Annotated in this window: 16 protein-coding genes and 1 other RNA gene; 7 read left to right on the forward strand and 10 right to left on the reverse strand. The window is 65.5% G+C overall.

What is annotated here, in order from left to right:
* Positions 1 to 76 precede the first annotated feature (76 nt).
* The 4 genes from DEM25_RS14250 to hflK form a co-directional block, all read right to left on the reverse strand.
* On the reverse strand, positions 77 to 1,594 hold the full coding sequence (locus tag DEM25_RS14250; RefSeq protein WP_245412922.1) for a Do family serine endopeptidase: 1,518 nt from the start codon (positions 1,592 to 1,594) through the stop codon (positions 77 to 79).
* A gap of 152 nt (positions 1,595 to 1,746) precedes the next feature.
* Positions 1,747 to 1,938, reverse strand: coding sequence for a DUF2065 domain-containing protein (locus DEM25_RS14255; protein ID WP_109766384.1), 192 nt, complete (start codon positions 1,936 to 1,938; stop codon positions 1,747 to 1,749).
* A gap of 18 nt (positions 1,939 to 1,956) precedes the next feature.
* Positions 1,957 to 2,871 carry a protease modulator HflC gene (hflC, locus tag DEM25_RS14260; protein ID WP_109766385.1) on the reverse strand — a complete coding sequence of 305 codons (915 nt, stop codon included), beginning with the start codon at positions 2,869 to 2,871 and terminating at the stop codon, positions 1,957 to 1,959.
* On the reverse strand, positions 2,871 to 4,025 hold the full coding sequence (gene hflK / locus DEM25_RS14265; protein WP_109766482.1) for an FtsH protease activity modulator HflK: 1,155 nt from the start codon (positions 4,023 to 4,025) through the stop codon (positions 2,871 to 2,873). The genes hflC and hflK overlap by 1 nt, the downstream gene beginning before the upstream one ends.
* A gap of 267 nt (positions 4,026 to 4,292) precedes the next feature.
* Here hflK and DEM25_RS14270 point away from each other — a divergent pair, with 267 nt between their 5' ends.
* From DEM25_RS14270 to DEM25_RS14280, 3 genes are all read left to right on the forward strand, one after another.
* Positions 4,293 to 5,318, forward strand: a complete 1,026-nt coding sequence (locus DEM25_RS14270) for a TAXI family TRAP transporter solute-binding subunit (protein WP_109766483.1) — start codon at positions 4,293 to 4,295, stop codon at positions 5,316 to 5,318.
* Positions 5,319 to 5,380: 62 nt separating this feature from the next.
* On the forward strand, positions 5,381 to 7,483 hold the full coding sequence (locus DEM25_RS14275; RefSeq protein WP_109766386.1) for a TRAP transporter permease: 2,103 nt from the start codon (positions 5,381 to 5,383) through the stop codon (positions 7,481 to 7,483).
* A gap of 117 nt (positions 7,484 to 7,600) precedes the next feature.
* Positions 7,601 to 7,867 (forward strand): GIY-YIG nuclease family protein, encoded by a 267-nt coding sequence (locus DEM25_RS14280; protein ID WP_281004553.1) that lies wholly within the window; start codon positions 7,601 to 7,603, stop codon positions 7,865 to 7,867.
* 299 nt (positions 7,868 to 8,166) lie between these two features.
* Here DEM25_RS14280 and DEM25_RS14285 read toward each other — a convergent pair whose 3' ends face one another.
* Positions 8,167 to 8,613 (reverse strand): MarR family winged helix-turn-helix transcriptional regulator, encoded by a 447-nt coding sequence (locus DEM25_RS14285; RefSeq protein WP_109766388.1) that lies wholly within the window; start codon positions 8,611 to 8,613, stop codon positions 8,167 to 8,169.
* Between the two features lie 88 nt (positions 8,614 to 8,701).
* Here DEM25_RS14285 and DEM25_RS14290 point away from each other — a divergent pair, with 88 nt between their 5' ends.
* Positions 8,702 to 9,139: an ABA4-like family protein gene (locus DEM25_RS14290; protein WP_109766389.1), complete on the forward strand. Its 438-nt coding sequence runs from the start codon at positions 8,702 to 8,704 to the stop codon at positions 9,137 to 9,139.
* Positions 9,140 to 9,179: 40 nt separating this feature from the next.
* Here the strand turns inward: DEM25_RS14290 and DEM25_RS14295 are convergent, their stop codons facing one another.
* The 4 genes from DEM25_RS14295 to DEM25_RS14310 form a co-directional block, all read right to left on the reverse strand.
* Positions 9,180 to 9,731 carry a dihydrofolate reductase gene (locus DEM25_RS14295; RefSeq protein WP_109766484.1) on the reverse strand — a complete coding sequence of 184 codons (552 nt, stop codon included), beginning with the start codon at positions 9,729 to 9,731 and terminating at the stop codon, positions 9,180 to 9,182.
* On the reverse strand, positions 9,731 to 10,732 hold the full coding sequence (locus tag DEM25_RS14300; RefSeq protein WP_245412923.1) for a DUF4424 domain-containing protein: 1,002 nt from the start codon (positions 10,730 to 10,732) through the stop codon (positions 9,731 to 9,733). Before DEM25_RS14300 ends, DEM25_RS14295 begins: the two co-directional genes overlap by 1 nt.
* Entirely contained in the window at positions 10,732 to 11,526 is a 795-nt protein-coding gene (locus tag DEM25_RS14305) for a thymidylate synthase (RefSeq protein WP_109766390.1), read from the reverse strand. The genes DEM25_RS14300 and DEM25_RS14305 overlap by 1 nt, the downstream gene beginning before the upstream one ends.
* 115 nt (positions 11,527 to 11,641) lie before the next feature.
* Positions 11,642 to 11,953 (reverse strand): DUF2853 family protein, encoded by a 312-nt coding sequence (locus tag DEM25_RS14310; protein ID WP_109766486.1) that lies wholly within the window; start codon positions 11,951 to 11,953, stop codon positions 11,642 to 11,644.
* Positions 11,954 to 12,000: 47 nt separating this feature from the next.
* Between DEM25_RS14310 and ssrA the strand changes: the two genes are divergently transcribed.
* From ssrA to DEM25_RS14325, 3 genes are all read left to right on the forward strand, one after another.
* Positions 12,001 to 12,364, forward strand: a transfer-messenger RNA (tmRNA) gene (gene ssrA / locus DEM25_RS14315).
* Positions 12,365 to 12,502: 138 nt separating this feature from the next.
* Positions 12,503 to 13,030, forward strand: coding sequence for an SspB family protein (locus DEM25_RS14320; RefSeq protein WP_109766391.1), 528 nt, complete (start codon positions 12,503 to 12,505; stop codon positions 13,028 to 13,030).
* Between the two features lie 10 nt (positions 13,031 to 13,040).
* On the forward strand, positions 13,041 to 13,301 hold the full coding sequence (locus DEM25_RS14325) for a ribbon-helix-helix domain-containing protein (protein WP_109766392.1): 261 nt from the start codon (positions 13,041 to 13,043) through the stop codon (positions 13,299 to 13,301).
* Here the strand turns inward: DEM25_RS14325 and DEM25_RS14330 are convergent.
* Positions 13,255 to 17,067 carry an AsmA family protein gene (locus DEM25_RS14330; RefSeq protein WP_109766393.1) on the reverse strand — a complete coding sequence of 1,271 codons (3,813 nt, stop codon included), beginning with the start codon at positions 17,065 to 17,067 and terminating at the stop codon, positions 13,255 to 13,257. The genes DEM25_RS14325 and DEM25_RS14330 overlap by 47 nt on opposite strands.
* Positions 17,068 to 17,106 lie beyond the last annotated feature (39 nt).

Consider the following 17,106-nt stretch of genomic DNA (forward strand, 5'->3'; position numbering starts at 1 on the left):
GTGCGAGCATGGCGAGCCTCGAAGGGCGAGGGATGTTGGCGCCCACCTCAGGATGAGGGCGTGGCGGAGCAGATCCTCAGTCGATCCGGATGGTCACGAAGCGCAGCGCGCCGTCGGTGCCCGCAAGCATCAGCAGCGCATTGCGTCGATCGCTCTCCTGCAGCGCGGTGATCGCCTCTTCGACATCGGCGGGCGTCGATACGCTTTCCTGCGCGATCTCGACGATCACGTCGCCGGCCGCGACTCCCCGGTTTGCGGCGGCCGAACCCTCTTCGACCGCCGTGACGACGACACCGCCGGACACCTCGTCGGAAATGCCGAATTGCTCGCGCTGCGCATCGCCGAGTTCCGCGAGCGTCATGCCGAACAGTTCGACCGTCTCCACGGCTTCGCCGCCATCCTCGCCGGCCGGTTCGGCGGTCAGCGCAAGCTGCTCGCCATCCTCGAGCCTGCCCAGCGTGACCTGGACGGTCTGCTCCTCGCCATCGCGCAGCACGACGACATCGACTTCCTTGCCGACCGGCGATTCGGCGACGATCCGCGGCAGTTCGCGCATCGTCTCGACGGGCTTGCCATCGAAGGTGATGATCACATCGCCGGGCTCGATCGAGCCATCATCGACGGGCCCTCCTTCGATCACGCCGGCAACCAGCGCGCCCATCGTCTGGTCCATTCCCAGGCTTTCTGCGATATCGTCGGTGACCTGCTGGATGCGCACGCCGAGCCAGCCGCGCCGGGTCTCGCCGAACTCGCGCAACTGCTCGATCACGCCGATGGCCAGATCGGTCGGAATGGCAAAGCCGATGCCGATCGAACCGCCGGACGGTGAGATGATCGCCGTGTTGATGCCGATCACCTCGCCATTCATGTTGAACAGCGGACCGCCGGAATTGCCGCGGTTGATGGCGGCGTCCGTCTGGATGAAATTGTCGTAGGGGCCCGAATTGATGTCGCGTCCGAAAGCCGAGACGATGCCCACCGACACCGAGCCCCCAAGGCCGAACGGGTTGCCGATCGCCAGCACCCAGTCGCCGACCCGCATCGCCTCGGAATCGCCGAGCGGCACCGCCTGCATGTCGGGGTTTTCCGACGGATCGATCTTCAGGACCGCGAGATCCGTCTTGGGGTCCGTGCCGATGATTTCGGCCGTGATCGAACTGCCATCGTTGAAATTGGCGACCACCTCGTCGGCGTCCGCGATCACATGGTTGTTGGTGACGATGATGCCTTCCTCGGCATCGATGACGAAACCCGATCCCAGCGACTGCACGCTGCGCTCGCCGCGTCCCGGGCCCTCGCCGTCAGGCAGGCTGTCGAAGAACTCGTCGAAGAATTCCTGGAATGGCGATCCTTCCGGCAGGCGCGGCCGCGGCACGTTGCGTTCACCGCCGCTGACGCGCTGCGAGGTCGAGATGTTGACGACCGAATCGATCAGCCGGTCGGACAGGTCCGCCAGCGATTGGGGCCCTTCCTGGGCATGCGCAATGCCGCCCTGACCAAGCGGCACGGGTACCGGCTGCACCGCCGTCAGCGCGGCGATGCCGAGCGTTGCCAGAACCATTTTCGCGCGCGGCGCGGTCGAGCCAGAACCCATTGGCGCTTTCCTCCAAAGGCTGTGCCCTTGCGGGCGGAACAATGCCGACCGGACATCATCCGGACATGCGGTCGAAAATAAGGCCGCCTGGTTGTGATGCAAGCGCGGCGCGGGTCGGCGCCGCCCATGTCACGTCTTCGTGACGCGGACCCTCACAGAAAGGTCCGCGCCAGCCAGACGATTCCCACCCCGATCGCCGCCGAGACGAGCCCGGCGATGCGCAGCTGGTCCGCCGGCGCGGTGCGCAGGAACTCGCCGATCCGCCGCCCCAGGTCGGGAAAGGCGCCATAGACGATGCCCTCGATCACGAGAACCAGCCCGAGCGCGGTGACAAGGTCGGCCATGTCGGGCCGTCGTGCCGCTTACGGTGCCCGCCTCGGCGCCGGCGGCCGGCCTTCGGCATCCTGGAAGAACTGGAAGAACTCCGAATCGGGCGAAAGCACCATCGTCGTGCCGCCATCCTGCATGGCCCGCTCATAAGCGATCATCGACCGGTAGAACTCGAAGAAGTCCGGATCGCGCGTGAACGCCTCGGCGAATATGCGGTTGCGTTCCGCGTCGCCCTCACCGCGCAGGATCTCCGATTCGCGCCGCGCCTCGGACAGGATCTCCACGACCTGGCGGTCGGCCACGGCGCGGATGCGCTGGGCGTTCTCACGGCCGCGCGCACGAAGCCGCTCGGCTTCGGCAAGGCGCTCGGCGCTCATCCGGTCGAAGGTCTGCTGCGAGACCTCTGCGGTCAGGTCGGTGCGCACGATGCGCACATCGTCGATCGTCAGGCCGAGTTGCTGGGCGTCCGGACGCAGCAGGTCGCGCACCTCGCGCATCATCTCGGTCCGCTCCTCGGACAGCGCCGCCTCGAAGCCGCGCAGACCGTAGACCCGGCGCAGAGCCGCATCGAAACGGGTGCGCAGACGGGCCGCCGCCGAATTGAGATCACCGGAGACCTGCTCGCGGAAGCGCCGCGCATCGGTGATCTGGAACGTCAGGAAGGCGTCGACTTCATAGAAGCGGCCGCCGGACACCTGCACGGGCGGCGAATCGACCAGATCGAGCCGCAGCAGGCGGTCCTCGATAATCTGCACCGTGTCGAAGCCGGCAAAGGCGAACGGCGCCTTGAAGTAGAGGCCCGGCTCGGTCTTGACGTCCTGGATTTCGCCGAAGCGCAGCACGATCGCCTGTTCGCGCTCATTGACGACGAAGATCGACGCATAAACCAGAACGAGGATCAGGCCGAGAACAAAGGCGATGATCGGGATACGGTTGCCTGAAAACATTACTGGTTCACTCCATCCTGCGCGGTGGTCTGCCGGCGGTTCTGGATCTCGGGCAGCGGCAGATAGGGCACGACGCCCGAGCCTCCGCCTTCCTCGTCGAGGATCACCTTGTTGGAATTGCCAAGCACGCCTTCCATCGTCTCGAGGAACAGGCGCTTGCGCGTCACGTCCGGCGCCAGGCGATACTGGTCGTAGATCGAGATGAAGCGCTGTGCCTCACCCTCGGCTTCCTGCACGACCTGGGTCGCGTAGGCCGCCGCGTCTTCGCGGATCTGCGCCGCTTCACCCCGGGCCTGACCGAGCTGCTGGTTCGAATACTGGTTGGCTTCCTCGCGGAAGCGGTCCTCGTCCTGCTCGGCACGCTGGACTTCCTCGAACGCGTCGGCCACTTCGCGCGGCGGCGCGGCGTCCTCGATGGAGACCGTGTTGATCTGGATGCCGGCGCCATAGCTGTCCAGCGTCGCCTGCATGGAGGTGCGCACCTCGTCGGCGATCGCCGCACGGTTGTCGCGGAAAACGTCCTGTGCAGGACGGCGGCCGACGATCTCGCGCATGGCGCTTTCGGCCACCTGGCGAACCGCATCGTCGGGACCGGCCACGTTGAACAGGTAAGAGCGCGGGTCGATCACCGAATAAAGGACCGAGAACTGCACATCGACAATGTTCTGGTCGCCCGACAGCATCAGCCCGTTGGAACCGCCCCGCCCCGTGCCCGAGCCGACCTGGATCTGCTTTTCGACGATCTGAACCTTTTCTACCGTCTCGACCGGCCAGAAATGGAAGTGAAGACCCGGCGCCGACAGTTCGGCCTTGGGCTTGCCGAACAGAAGTTCGACCGCGCGCTCGTCGGTATCGACCTGGTAGAAGGCCTGCAGCCCGTAGAGCACCAGCGCACCGACGACGAGCAGGCCGATCAGGGCGCGGCCGCCGCCGCCACCGCCACCCGGAAGGGCGCGTTTGAGCCGGTCCTGGCCCTGACGGATGATGTCCTCGAGATCCGGCGGCTGGCCGCCGCCGCCCGGACGGTTGGGGCCGCGCGGCCCCTGCCCCCACGGGCCGCCGCCATTGCCGCCGCCACCGCCCCAGGGGCCGCCATTCTTGTCGCCGCCGCCGCCCCAGGGGCCGCCGCCGCCATTCTGATTGCTCCAGGGCATCCAAAACCTCTCGATACGAAAAAACAAGGCGTTGAGCCGAAAGGCCGAACGCACTCCGTAGAGGGGTTATAGGAACGCGCCCCTGCCCTTTCAACGAAAACCGGAGCGAAATCGGCATGGCCCGGTGCGGCCAAATTGCCGCGCGGGCATCCATCGGCGCCTGCCGGGCCGCCGCCCGCACGAACCGAAAATCCGTGACTTGCACGGCGACCGGGCCATATAGTGGTCGGTGCGCGCTGCGCGCGCTGTGTCAATTGGGAGGTAGGCATGACATTCATTTCACGCAGAACGTTCGTTTCGGCCACGCTCGCCGCGGGGCTCGCGCTCGGCTCGGCGAGCGGCGTGTTTGCGCAGGAAGCGCGCAATTACATCCTGGCGACCGCATCGACCGGCGGCACCTATTATCCGGTCGGCGTCGCCATCTCGACGCTCACCAAGGTGCGGCTCGAGCCCAAGGAAAAGATCGGCATGAGCGCCATCTCCTCGGCCGGCTCGGGCGAGAATGTCCGGCTTATCCGCGAGGGCGAGGCGCAGTTTGCGATCCTTCAGGGCCTGTTCGGCTATTACGCGGCGACCGGCACCGGCCCGGTCGAAGCGGACGGTCCGCAGGAGCATCTGCGCTCGGTCTCCATGCTGTGGCAGAATGTCGAGCACTTCATCATCGCCTCGGACCGCGTCGAAAGCGGAACCGTATCCGACGTACTGGCGCTCAAGGGCGAGGCGATGGCGATGGGCCGGCAGAATTCCGGCACGATCGGCTCCAACCGCACCATCCTGTCGGGCTTCGGCGTCGACATGGACAATGAGTATGAACTGGTTTTCGGCGGCTACGGCCCCAGCGCGGAAGCCGTCCAGAACGGACAGGCCGTCGGCATGTCGACGCCCGCCGGCGTGCCCGTCGGCGCGGTCACGCAGCTCTTTTCGGCCGCCGGCGACCGGGTGACGCTCCTGTCGTTCACGCCCGAGGAAATCGAAATGGCCGATGGCGGCCGCGGCCTGTGGACCGAATATGTCATCCCCGCCGGCACCTATCCGGGCGTCGATGAGGACGTGACGACCATCGCGCAGCCCAACTTCCTGGCGACCCATGCCGACATCCCCGAGGAGGATGTCTACCAGATCACCAAGACCATGTATGAGAACCTGCCCTTCCTGCAGGCGATCCACCCGGCGACCAAGGCGATGGCGCTGGAGCGGGCGATTGCCGGCCTGCCGGTGCCGCTGCATCCCGGCGCGGCCCGCTACTATCAGGAACAGGGTCTGGAAATCCCCGACAATCTGATGGCGCAGTAATGGCGCTTGCGGCGGGCGCGACCGTGCCCGCCGCGCTTTCTTCCTGACCGGCCGGTAAATCCATGCGCGCCGACACCATCCAGCAGACGCGCAGCCCCTCGCTGTTCGACCGGCGCGGGCTTTCGCTCGCCGCGCTGATCGTCGGCGTCACCATTTCGCTCGCCCATATCTGGATGAACTCGTTCGGCAACGTGTCGACCATCCACCAGAACGGCTTTCACTTCGCCGGTTTCGTGCTTTTGTGCGTGCTGGTCACGCCGCTGGTGAAGAAGGGCTGGGCCGAGCGCCCGCTGTTCCGCGCCTTCGACATCGCCTTCGGCGCCATGGTCGCCTTTGCCGCGCTCTGGGTCGTCAACGCCGAAAGCGCCATCTACGACCGCGGCGTGCGCCTGATCTGGTCGGACTGGCTGGCCGGGAGCCTGTGCATCATCGGCGTCCTCGAATTCACACGCCGCACCACCGGCTGGATCATCCCCTTCCTGATCGTCGCCTCGCTCACCTACATCGTCTGGTGGGGGCAATATGTGCCCGGCGTCTTCCGCTTCGGCGGCCTGTCGCCCGAAACGATCATGTTCCGCGCCATGTATGGCGACGACGCCATGTTCGGCACGATCGCCCGCATCTCGTCGACCTTCGTCTTCATGTTCATCCTGTTCGGCGCGTTCCTTCTGAAATCCGGCGCCGGCGATTTCATCGTCGATGTCTCCCGCGTCGTCGCCGGCCGCTTCATCGGCGGTCCGGGCTTCGTCGCGGTGATGGCGTCGGGGCTGACCGGCACGATCTCCGGCTCGGCCGTCGCCAACACCTCATCCACCGGCGTGATCACCATCCCGCTGATGAAGCGGGCGGGTTTCCCGAAATACTTTGCCGGCGGCGTCGAGGCCGCCTCGTCCACCGGCGGTCAGCTCATGCCGCCCATCATGGGCGCCGGCGCCTTCGTCATGGCGTCGTTTACCCAGATCCCCTACACGACCATCGTCACCGTCTCGATCCTGCCGGCGATCCTCTATTTCGCGACCGTGGGCTTTTTCGTGCGCATCGAGGCCAAGCGTTCCAATGCGACGGCCTTGGCCGAAGAGGACGGGCCGGGCTTCTGGGAAGTGTTCCGCCGCGGCGGGCCGCCCTTCATCCTGCCGGTCGGCCTTCTGATCGGGCTTCTGGTCTATGGCTACACGCCCACCTATGCGGCCGGCTTTGCGATCCTGACCTGCATCGCCGCCTCCTGGCTGACGCCGAACCGCATGGGCCCGGTGAAGATCATCGAGGCGCTGGAACTGGGCGCCCGCAACATGATCATGACGGGCATCCTGCTGTGCGGCGTCGGGCTGATCGTCAACGTCATCACCACGGCGGGCATCGGCAACACCTTCTCGTTGATGATCGCGCAATGGTCGGACGGCTCGATGCTGATCGCACTGGTGCTGGTGGCACTCGCCTCGCTCGTGCTCGGCATGGGTCTGCCGGTCACCGCCGCCTACATCGTCCTTGGAACATTGTCGGCACCGGCACTCAACCAGCTCATTCTGGAAGGCCAGACGGTCGAACTGATCGCCGCCGGCCAATTGCCCGAAACGGCGAAGGCCATGTTCATGATTGCCGTGCCCGACCAGATCGCCGCGCTCGCCGCGCCCATGTCGATGGCCGAGGCGCGCGCCATCGTCGATGCCCTGCCGCCCGAACTGATGCTGCAGGTCTACGATCTGGCGTTCGATCCGGCGGCGCTGACATTGGCGCTTCTGTCGGCGCACATGATCATCTTCTGGCTGAGCCAGGATTCAAACGTCACCCCGCCCGTGTGCCTCGCCGCCTTCACCGCCGCGGCGATCGCCGAGTCGCCGCCCATGAAGACCGGCGTCGCCGCCTGGAAGGTGGCCAAGGGGCTCTATTTCGTCCCGCTCCTGTTCGCCTATACGCCCTTCCTGTCGGGCAACTGGCCGGAAATGCTGGAGATTTTCGCCTTCGCCCTGCCCGGCCTCTGGGCTGTTTCCGCCGCCATTCAGGGCCATTGGGAAAACCGGCTCCATCCGATCGAGCGCGTTCTCGTCCTTGCTGTCGGCGCAACGCTGATGTGGCCCATCGGCGGGCTGGTGCATCTGGTCGCGCTTGCGGCGTTTGTGGGGTTGTTCTGGTGGAATGTCAGGAAGGGGCGGACGGCGGCGGCATGAGCGTTGGTGCAGCGCTCTCCATCCTCCGTCATCCCGAACCTACCCTCCGTCATTCCTGTGCTTGTCACAGGGATCCATTCCTGAGACCTTCGCGGGCATGCGCAAGGCTACGTGTACATCATGGCGTCGAAGAAGGGCGGAACGCTCTATGTCGGCGTGACATCCGACCTCGCCCAACGCGTTTGGGAGCATGAGAACGGCATCGGCTCCAAGTTCACCGCCAAACATGGCTGCAAGCGTTTGGTCTGGTTCGAAGAACATGACCTGGTCACACGTGCCATCACCCGCGAAAAGACGATCAAGAAGTGGCCACGCCCATGGAAGATCAATGCGATCGAGGCGATCAATCCCGAGTGGAACGATCTGCGGCCATGGTTGCTATAGTGCCTGCTCGCCAAGGCCTCCGGAATGGATCCCTGTGACAAGCACAGGGATGACGGCGGATCGGAGACGCCTCGGCGCGTTGTTCTGCCCAAACGGAGCGACACTCGACCGCCTTTGGCGCCCGTCTGATGCGGCCCATCGGCGGTCTGGTGCATCTGGTGGCACTGCGCGCGTTTGTCGGGTGTTGTGGTGGAATATGCGGAAAGCCAGACGCAGTAAAATGCCGTTCTGCGGACTTGGCTGCCGTTCATCTTGGCACGGCGAAAGTCTGCTACAGGTTTTGCCGTGACACTGTCATTTCAGGCCAAGGTGTCACCCGTTCCGGCAATCAAGCGGCGTAACATCGAGGCGAACTGATCCACCTCTTCATCCTCCCACCGATCGCCGAAAAGATAGCCTGCCCGCTTCGAAAACGTTGAAAGCGCTTCAGATAGCTTTTTTCGCCCGGTATCCGTAGCTACCACGAACACCAGCCGTGCATCCCGCTCATCGAGCTCTCGATCAACGAGACCGATTTTTTCCATTGGCGCGGCCATTCGCGTGATGGTGGATGCGCTGACATGCATGCGTTTCGCCAAATCAACACGGGACAGTTTGTTCGCCGCTGAGCGCTCAAGATGAAGCATCAAAAGAAACTCGTTCACAGATATTCCGTGAACTGCTGAAAATTCGCCGCTTAGCCCGGCCCGGAAGTCGTCAGCGACCTGAAGCAGACGCAGCGCATTGGTTGTGTGTGAATCGGTCATATGACATATCTATTGCAAATCGCTTGCTTGTGCAAGCATATTGCAAGATATAGAGCGCAACTTTTCCACATGAAAGGCAACTCCCACCATGGACTTTGAAACCTCATTCTCAATCGCTGGGATTCTCGCAATGATCGGATGGTTATCTCTGCTGATCTCACCGCTCATTCCGAAATGGTCGGACTGGATCGCAGGGACGATCATGCCAATGATCCTATCATTGGGCTACGTCATCCTGCTGATTATGCCGTCCTCGGGCAGTGGCGGTGGCTTCGGCTCGCTGGCCGATGTGATGGCGCTGTTCTCCTATGAGCAAGCCGCGCTTGCGGGTTGGGTTCACTTTCTCGCCTTTGATCTTGTCATCGGCGCATGGGTCTGTCGCACAGCTCGTGCGGAAGGCGTGAGCTTCTGGCTGGTTGCTCCCTGCCTGCCGGTGATCTTTCTATTTGGCCCTGCCGGGCTCCTCGCGTTTCAAGCCGTCCGCGCCGTTCGTATTCGAACAACGCAGGCGCAAGTATCTGTGTAAGCCGTCATTCGTACACAGCGCGGGATTGATCGGTTTGGGCTCAGAGCCCCCGCTCCCACACAACATAGCGCGTGGGGTGGCTGTCTCTTTCCCCCGCCGGCACACCTTCTTCGTGCATCGCCTTCCACACATCCGGGTCGATGTCGGGAAACACCGTGTCCCCTTCGATCTCGGCATCGACATGGGTGACGTGGAGCACATCGGCCAAAGCCATGGCCTGCGCGTAGATCTGGCCGCCGCCAGCGATGAAGATCGTATCCGGGGGCTCGGCGTCGGGATCGTCCGGGTCCGGCTCGAAGCTTTCCAGATGTGCTTTCGCCAGTTCCAGCGCCGCGCCGAGCGAGGAGACAGCCACCGTGCCGTCGGCGTGCCAGTCATGATCGCGGGTGACGACGATGTTGAGCCGGCCCGGCAGCGGCTTGCCGACGCTTTCGAACGTCTTGCGGCCCATGATCACCGGATGGCCTGTTGTCAGCGCCTTGAAGCGTTTGAGATCCGTCGACAGGCGCCAGGGCATCGCGCCGTCCCGGCCGATCACGCCGTTCTTCGACACCGCTACGATGACGGCGATGACCGGCGCGTCCGCCGCCATCACCGGTTGGCAACGATGAACAGCACGTCGAGATCGCGCTCCGGCCAGAAATCGTCCTTGACCATCTCGAACGTCGTCGGCCCGGTCTTGCTGACGCCCTCGCCGCAGAACGAGACCAGATTGCCGGTCGAGCCCTTGTCGACGACCAGCCGGAAGCGCTTGATCGGCCCGGCCCAGTTGGCGCCCGTCGTCAGCACATAGGAGAGCCAGGACTCGGTGTAGTAGGGCCCGCTGTCGGCGTCGGCCGATTCGAGCCGCCGCTTGGCCCCGTTCACGAAGGGCGCATCGATGCAGTAGCGCTTTTCATAGTCCGCATAGAGCGCGCTGCCCGCGCCCTCCATCAGGAAGAAGACGCCGGCCGCGCCGCCGACCGCCGGCGTATAGGTGTGGCGGACCTTCACCTCGGCATTGGCAGGGAAGGTCATGGTCCAATGGTAGGCCGATTCCACCGTCCAGCGCGGATAGGCCATGCCGGTCGGCGTGGTGCCGTCCGTGGCGACGGCCATTTCCACCGCGCCCGCCGCCTTCATGGTCGCGAGGTCCGCCGGCGCAACGCCGGACATGTCGATCTCATAGGCGTCATAGGGCGCAATGGGGACGCCCGCCCCGGTCAGAAGGCCGGTAATGTCGATCCCGCCGGCGCTCACCGCCCGCTGCTGAAGTTCGGGCGTCACCGGCATACCATCCACCTCCACGGTGAAGCCCAGGAAATTGTCGTCTTCGACCGGGATCGAGTTGCCCTCATACGGATTGAACGCGATGTCGGGCATCGGGAAGGCGACGATCGTCTCGACATCGTCAGCCGAATTGTTGCGGAACAGATAGTCGACCCGCACCTGGTCCATCGAGAGGTACAGCGTCTCGCTTTCGATGGAAACGACGTCCGACCGGCCGAGCACCAGCCCGCCCGCGCCGATCTCGGCCACCGAATCGTTCGCCGTCGCGCCACCGGTCGAACCCGCCAGCAGCCCGAACGCCAGAAGATATCGCAACATCTGCATCACACCGCCACCTTGGCCTTGATGTGCGGGTGGGGATTGTAACCGGAGATTTCGAAATCCTCGAACGCAAAATCGAAGATCGACGGCACGGCGCGCGTGATCTTGAGCGTCGGCAGCGGCCTCGGTTCGCGCGCAAGCTGGGTTTCGACCTGCTCGAAATGGTTGGCATAGATGTGCGCGTCGCCGAATGTGTGCACGAAATCGCCGACCTCGAGATCGCACACATGGGCGATCATGTGCGTCAAAAGCGCATAGGAGGCGATGTTGAACGGCACGCCGAGGAAGATGTCCGCCGAGCGCTGGTAGAGCTGGCAGGAGAGCCTGCCGTCGGCGACGTAGAACTGGAACAGGCAGTGGCAGGGCGGCAGCGCCATGTCATCGACCAGTGCCGGGTTCCAGGCCGAGACGATGTGCCGGCGCGAATCGGGATTGGTCCGGATGCCCTCGACCAGCTTTTCGATCTGGTCGATCGTTTTCCCGCCGCCCGCCGGCCAGGATCGCCACTGCGCGCCATAGACCGGGCCGAGATCGCCGTTCGCGTCGGCCCATTCGTCCCAGATCGAAACGCCGTTTTCCTTGAGCCAGGCGATGTTGGTGTCGCCGCGCAGGAACCACAGAAGCTCGATGACGATCGAGCGGATGTGCAGCTTCTTGGTGGTCACCAGCGGAAAGCCATCGGCGAGATCGAAACGCATCTGGTGGCCGAAGACCGACCGCGTGCCCGTGCCCGTCCGGTCGGCCCGGTCGGTGCCATTGTCCATCACCAGCCGCATCAGGTCGTGATATTGGCGCATGCGCCCTTATGGGCCGATTCCGGCGCAGGCGTCCATCCGCGCACCGCGCTTGCCCCAAGGAAAAGCCCCCGAACCGCGTGGCCGGGGGCTTTCGAAATTCGCGATGACGGGGCGGCTAGAGGTCGCCGAGCTTGCCCAGATGTTTGGCCACCAGGTAATAGAAGGTCACGCGCGCCTTCGAGCGGTCGCCCTTCATCTCCTCGCACACCTTGGCGACCACCTCGTCGCCGGCAGCCTGATCGGTCACGCCCAGCTTCTTGGCGCACCATTTCTCGCGCACCCGCTCCAGTTCGGACGGATCGGAGCAGGAAACGAGCGATGCGTCGCGCGAGCGCAATGCGATGCCCAGATGCTTGACGATCTTGTTGACGGTCGCCTCGTCGGCGCCCGCATCATATTTCTTCACATCGGCGAGATAGTCGGTCATGGGCATTCCCCCTCCAGTNCCATTGTCAACCGGCAAACAGGCGTTCGGCCTTTGAATCGTCGCGGCTTTCATCCTATATTGGGCGTGCCGGTTCGCCGGCTATGGCAATAAACGGGCGGTACAATAAGCCATTCGGACCCGGGGGCGGTACCCGGCGCCTCCACCAGGAACGCTGCTGCAGCCGATCGCAGCGCTGCTGATGGGGGCGAAACAGGATCGACGAGGGTGTAAAAACCGTACTTTTGCCCGGCATGATACCACCGTTATCGGGTCAAATTGTTAGTTGCAAACGACAACTACGCAGAGGCACGTCTCGCTGCCTAATGGCGGTGCGACAGCTTCACCTGAACTCCTAGCCGGTTTGCTCGGCTAGGCGGGGTCCGGAGGCACCTGGCAACAGAAGCCTCCACTTCTCCCCCTGCCCGCATTCGCCCTTCACGCCCGATCCGATGCGGCTTCCGTCCGCCCGACAGCCATGCCGGCCACTTGACCTGCGCGCGGCGACAGCGCACATCTACGCCATCTTGGCAACGGTGGGAAAACCGGCTGATGAGCGAAGACATTATCCGATATGACATCCTGGTGCAGAACGCGCTTCGCGGCGTGATCCGCAAGGTGTTGTCGGAGGTGGAGAAAACCGGCCTGCCAGGCAACCACCATTTCTTCATCACCTTCGTGACGACCGCACCCGGCGTGCGCATTTCCAACCGCATCCGCGAGCAATATCCCGAGCAGATGACGATCGTGCTGCAGCACCAGTTCTGGGATCTTGAGATCGGCGAAACCGGCTTCGGCATCGGCCTGTCCTTCTCCGACGTGCCCGAAAAGCTCTATGTGCCCTATGCGGCGGTGCGCGGCTTCTACGATCCTTCGGTCAATTTCGAGCTGGAGTTCGACGTCGCCGACGGCGACGCGGACGCGGTCGACGAAGGGGCCGCCAATGCCGACGATCCGTCCGGCGCGAGCCCGATGCCGGCCGAATCGGAAACCGTCAAGGAAGGTCCCGCCGCCAAAGGCGAGGACGAAGACGGGACCGCCGACGTCGTCTCGCTCGACGCGTTCCGCAAGAAGAAATAGCGCCGCTGAAATGGCCGTCCGCAAGCGCTCGGTCTCCATTTCCGGTCACCGCACCAGCTATTCCGTCGAGGACCCGTTCCAGGACGCGCTGCAGGCGCTGGCGGAAGATGAAGGCCTGTCGCTCGCCAGGCTGATCGCCCGCATCGATGCGCAAAAACCGACCGATTCCAACCTGTCCTCTGCGCTGCGGCTATTCGTGCTGGATGCGGCGATTGCCGGCCGGCTTACTGGCCCAATCCCTCGATCAGCGAACGAACCGCGTCCTCGCTGAAGTCGATGCCGGGCGCGGGTGCGGCCGGCTCCCCGGAAACGGGCGGCAGCGGCGCGCGCACCACGCCGTCGCCGTCTATGGTCCCGGGCGCCGGCATGGCGGTATCGGCAGGCTGGACGGTCTCTTCGGGCGCGCTTTCGGCCGTCGGCGTTTCAGGCGGCTCGGCGAGAAGCGGCGCGGGCGGCGGCGCCGGCGCATTGATCCGCTCGATTGCCGCAGCTTCCGCTTCGGCGGCCCGCCGCGCCTCGATCGCCGCAAGACGCTCGTCGGCGATGGCGCGCAGCCGGCTCTCCTCGCGCATTGCATTGTCCTCGGCGCGCAGATAGCGCGCATATCGCAATTCGCGCCGCATGCGCTGGCGCTCAAGAAGGCGTGCCTGCAGCCGCTCGATTCGCGCCTGTTCGATTTCGAGCGCGCGCTGCGTCACATAGGCGGTCACCGGCTGATAGCCGATCTCGGCGGCAAGCGTGTCCGCTTCGCCCGGGCCGAACGACAGATCGACCGCCGGCGCCATGCCGGCGATCGCCTCGGCGCCCGGATCGAGCGTCACGGTCAGCGCGCCGGCCGGCGCCCGTTCGATGAGATCGAGTGTCACATCGCCGGTCAGCCGCAGCCTGCCGTCTTGGTCGCCGATAGAGAGATTGGCGGCGCGCGCCACACCGCCGGTGACCGTCAGCGGGGCTTCGGCCGCGCCCAGCCCGGTCTGCCCTGCAAACAGCGCCTCGCGCACGACCGCTTCGATCTGCGCCGGCGTGATGCCGAATCCGATCGCGTCGGCGCGTGCAACGATCGCCGAAAACGCGTCGGGGTCGAGCCCCTCCACCATGATATTGTCCACGGCGACGACGCCCGTCCCGGTCAGCGATCGCCCTAGATCCCAGAACGTGCGGCCGCCACCGGTCAGCGACAGCGCCAGATCGGCCGTACCGGTAACCGGCACAGGCACCGCCACCAGATCGCCGAGCGCAAACGCCGCAAGCTCCACCTCCCCGCCGAGGCTCACCGCGCCGCCGGCATTCTGCACACGCATCGTCGCTGCGAACTGGCTGTCCTTGCCTGAAAGCGCGGTCATGTCCTGCACCGTGGCCATCCCGCCGTTCATCACCAGCGTGCCGTCGGCCTGTTCGAGCGTCAGGGGGCCGGCGAACAGCCGGTCCGCCGACCAGTCCAGATTGACCGCGACGCCGTCATAGATCGGCGCGCCGAAGCCCGTATCGGCCCCGATCGCATCGACGTGACCGGTCAGAAGCCCGGCAAGCAGCATCGCATCGAATGCGCCCAGATCGAGCCGTCCGCGCAGCGACCGGCCAAGCAGCGCGTCGTCCAAAAAGGTCAGTGCGCCGGCCATCCCGGTGCCCGCGACGGCGCCTTCCAGTTCATCGAATTGCCATTGCGTACCGGCCCGGCCGATGGTGGCGGAAAGATCGAGCGGCGTGCCAAGCCCGGTGCCCGGCAGCACATGGCCAAGCGCCGACAGCCACGGTTCGGCATCGGACAGCGCGAGCACCGCATCGCCGGCGAAATCGGCGCCGTCGCGCGTGCCGTTAAAGTCCAGCCGGTCGGCGCCGGAGGTCGCGGTCAGCGACACCAGATCGTCGCCTCCCCCGGCGCGCCGCAGGGTGATCGCCACCTGACCGGAGGCGCCAAGACCCACCGTCGCGCCATCGGCGACCGCGGGCACGATGCCGGCAAGCGGCAAAAGACGCAGCGCGTCGTCATGAGCCACCGAACCGTCGACGGCCAGCCGGTCGATCCCTTCGGTCGCGCCGGTGTCGGCCAGATTGGCCTGGGCGAACAGATTTGCGCCGCCCAACATGCCTGAAAGGCTTGCCGATGCCTCGGTTCGGGCGCCGCCGTCGGCGGTGCGGGCCGAGCCGACCAGCGTCAGTTGCATGTCGGCAACCGCCGCCGGATCGCGTTCGGCGACGCCGGCCAGATGATCGAGCAGTTCGTGGCCGGTGAACCGGCCAGCAATGCCGGTGAAGAACGGTGCGCCGCGCGCGCCGATCACGCTGACATCGAAAGCCGCCGCCAGATCGCCTGCGCCCAACCGCTCGACGGAACCGGCCCCCGTCACCGACGCGCCGAAGACGCCGGTCGCGACCAGCCGGTCGATCTCCGTGCGGAGGCCGCGCGTGCGGATCGCGGTGTCGAGCTGCTCCAGCGTGACCCCGCCGGCATCGACGTCGCGCAGGTCGAGCAACAGGTCGACATCGTGCCCGGCAAGACCGCCCCCGCCCTGCCCCGCGCCGAACACGCTCGCCATCGCATCGAGCGTCGGCCGGCCGATCGTCTCGCCAGCCAAGGTGACCGACAGATAGGGCGTCGACAGCGCGCCGCCGCGCCGTGCGATGCGTCCCGTCAGCTGCGTGCCGCCGATGATCAACTCGACATTTTCGGCAAGCTGGCGCTCGGCGCCCAGCGTCACCCGAGCGCTCAACCCCGCGCCCGGCAATTGCCGGATCGCCTCGTCCACATCGCCTGCCAGCCAGCGCGCAAGGCCGGAAGGCTGGCGTGAGGCAACCACCAGATTGCCGGCGAACGATGCTGTCTCCATCGTCTCGCCCGGGCGCGGCAGCGTCAAAACGCCGTCGGCTTCCAGCGCGGTGCGGCCCGGAAACTGGGCGTCGAGCCGGTCGATTCGCCAGCGCCGCCGGTCCGCATCGCGCGGCTCGGGCCGGGCAAGCACCTGAACGTCGCGAATTGTCGTTTCGCCGGCAACGATCGCCGGCAGGTCGAGATTGATCGTGCCGGGCACTGCGGGCAGCGGCAGGCCGGCCAACATCGCGTTGATCGCCGCCATCCGCTCGGCGAGCCCAGCCGCATCGCCTTCCGCGGCTTCCGCACCGGTGGGCACGTTGACCTGGGTGCCGCGCGCGGTCAGCGTGTAGCCCGGCTCGGCGCCGCCGAACACCGATGCGGTACCGCTTATCACATAGGGGTCGGCCGGATCGCCGAACGCTGCGCGATATTCGGCGACATCGAGCCGCCGCGCCGTGGCGGCGAAATCGCCGTCGACGCGATAGGTCTGGTCGATGCCGTGGGGCAGCAGCGTCAGCCCGCCCGCATAGACCATCTCGCCGCTGTCGGCGTCCGGTGCGATGCGCCCCTCGGTGACGATGCGCACTAGCTGGTCTGGCAGGTTGGCGGCAACCCGCAGCGAAAACCCGTCGCGTTCGAGCGTCCCGGTTCCGATGGTGAATTGCGTGTTCAGCGTATCGATGCGCGCGGTGCCCTCGGCGCGCCAGGGCCCGAAAAAGCTGTTGGCCGAGACCGCCATGTCGATGCCCGAGACGGTCCAGCGCCGCTCGTCGAACGGGTCGAGCACGACCAGCCGGCCATTGCTGATCGCCGCGTTTTCAAGCGTGATCTGCGCCGGATCGATCGGGCCTGTCTCGGGCAATGGCCAGATCGGCGCGCCGGTCTCGTCCAGCGTGACGGTCATGACGGGGTCGGCGACACGCAGATCGAAGATCAGCACTTCGCCGGACAGAAACGGCGCCAGTTCCGCATCGAAGGAGAATTCGGCGGCGGTGATCAGTGGCGCCTCGGGCGGGCCGACCTCGACATCGGAAAAGCTGACCGAGGGAAAGGGCAGGATGCGCGCGCTCGCCTCGCCGGCCACGCGCACCGGCTGGCCCAGCAGCCGTGACGCCTCTGCCTCGAAGCGCCCCTTATAGTCGGACCAGTTGACGAACAGCGGCGCCAGAAGCGCGGCGAACAGCACCGCGACGATCAGCCCTCCGATCACAACGAAAAGGCGCAAAGTGCCGTTTCTCCTGCGCTTTCAAGCCAGCGTGCCCCG

Source organism: Oceaniradius stylonematis, from assembly GCF_003149475.2.
GTDB lineage: Bacteria > Pseudomonadota > Alphaproteobacteria > Rhizobiales > Rhizobiaceae > Roseitalea > Roseitalea stylonematis.

Coding starts and splice junctions, on each gene's coding strand:
- DEM25_RS14250 (WP_245412922.1), bottom strand. CDS start 1,594: ATGGGTTCTGGCTCGACCGCGCCGCGCGCGAAAATGGTTCTGGCAACG.
- DEM25_RS14255 (WP_109766384.1), bottom strand. CDS start 1,938: ATGGCCGACCTTGTCACCGCGCTCGGGCTGGTTCTCGTGATCGAGGGC.
- hflC (WP_109766385.1), bottom strand. CDS start 2,871: ATGTTTTCAGGCAACCGTATCCCGATCATCGCCTTTGTTCTCGGCCTG.
- hflK (WP_109766482.1), bottom strand. CDS start 4,025: ATGCCCTGGAGCAATCAGAATGGCGGCGGCGGCCCCTGGGGCGGCGGC.
- DEM25_RS14270 (WP_109766483.1), top strand. CDS start 4,293: ATGACATTCATTTCACGCAGAACGTTCGTTTCGGCCACGCTCGCCGCG.
- DEM25_RS14275 (WP_109766386.1), top strand. CDS start 5,381: ATGCGCGCCGACACCATCCAGCAGACGCGCAGCCCCTCGCTGTTCGAC.
- DEM25_RS14285 (WP_109766388.1), bottom strand. CDS start 8,613: ATGACCGATTCACACACAACCAATGCGCTGCGTCTGCTTCAGGTCGCT.
- DEM25_RS14290 (WP_109766389.1), top strand. CDS start 8,702: ATGGACTTTGAAACCTCATTCTCAATCGCTGGGATTCTCGCAATGATC.
- DEM25_RS14295 (WP_109766484.1), bottom strand. CDS start 9,731: ATGGCGGCGGACGCGCCGGTCATCGCCGTCATCGTAGCGGTGTCGAAG.
- DEM25_RS14300 (WP_245412923.1), bottom strand. CDS start 10,732: ATGCAGATGTTGCGATATCTTCTGGCGTTCGGGCTGCTGGCGGGTTCG.
- DEM25_RS14305 (WP_109766390.1), bottom strand. CDS start 11,526: ATGCGCCAATATCACGACCTGATGCGGCTGGTGATGGACAATGGCACC.
- DEM25_RS14310 (WP_109766486.1), bottom strand. CDS start 11,953: ATGACCGACTATCTCGCCGATGTGAAGAAATATGATGCGGGCGCCGAC.
- DEM25_RS14320 (WP_109766391.1), top strand. CDS start 12,503: ATGAGCGAAGACATTATCCGATATGACATCCTGGTGCAGAACGCGCTT.
- DEM25_RS14325 (WP_109766392.1), top strand. CDS start 13,041: ATGGCCGTCCGCAAGCGCTCGGTCTCCATTTCCGGTCACCGCACCAGC.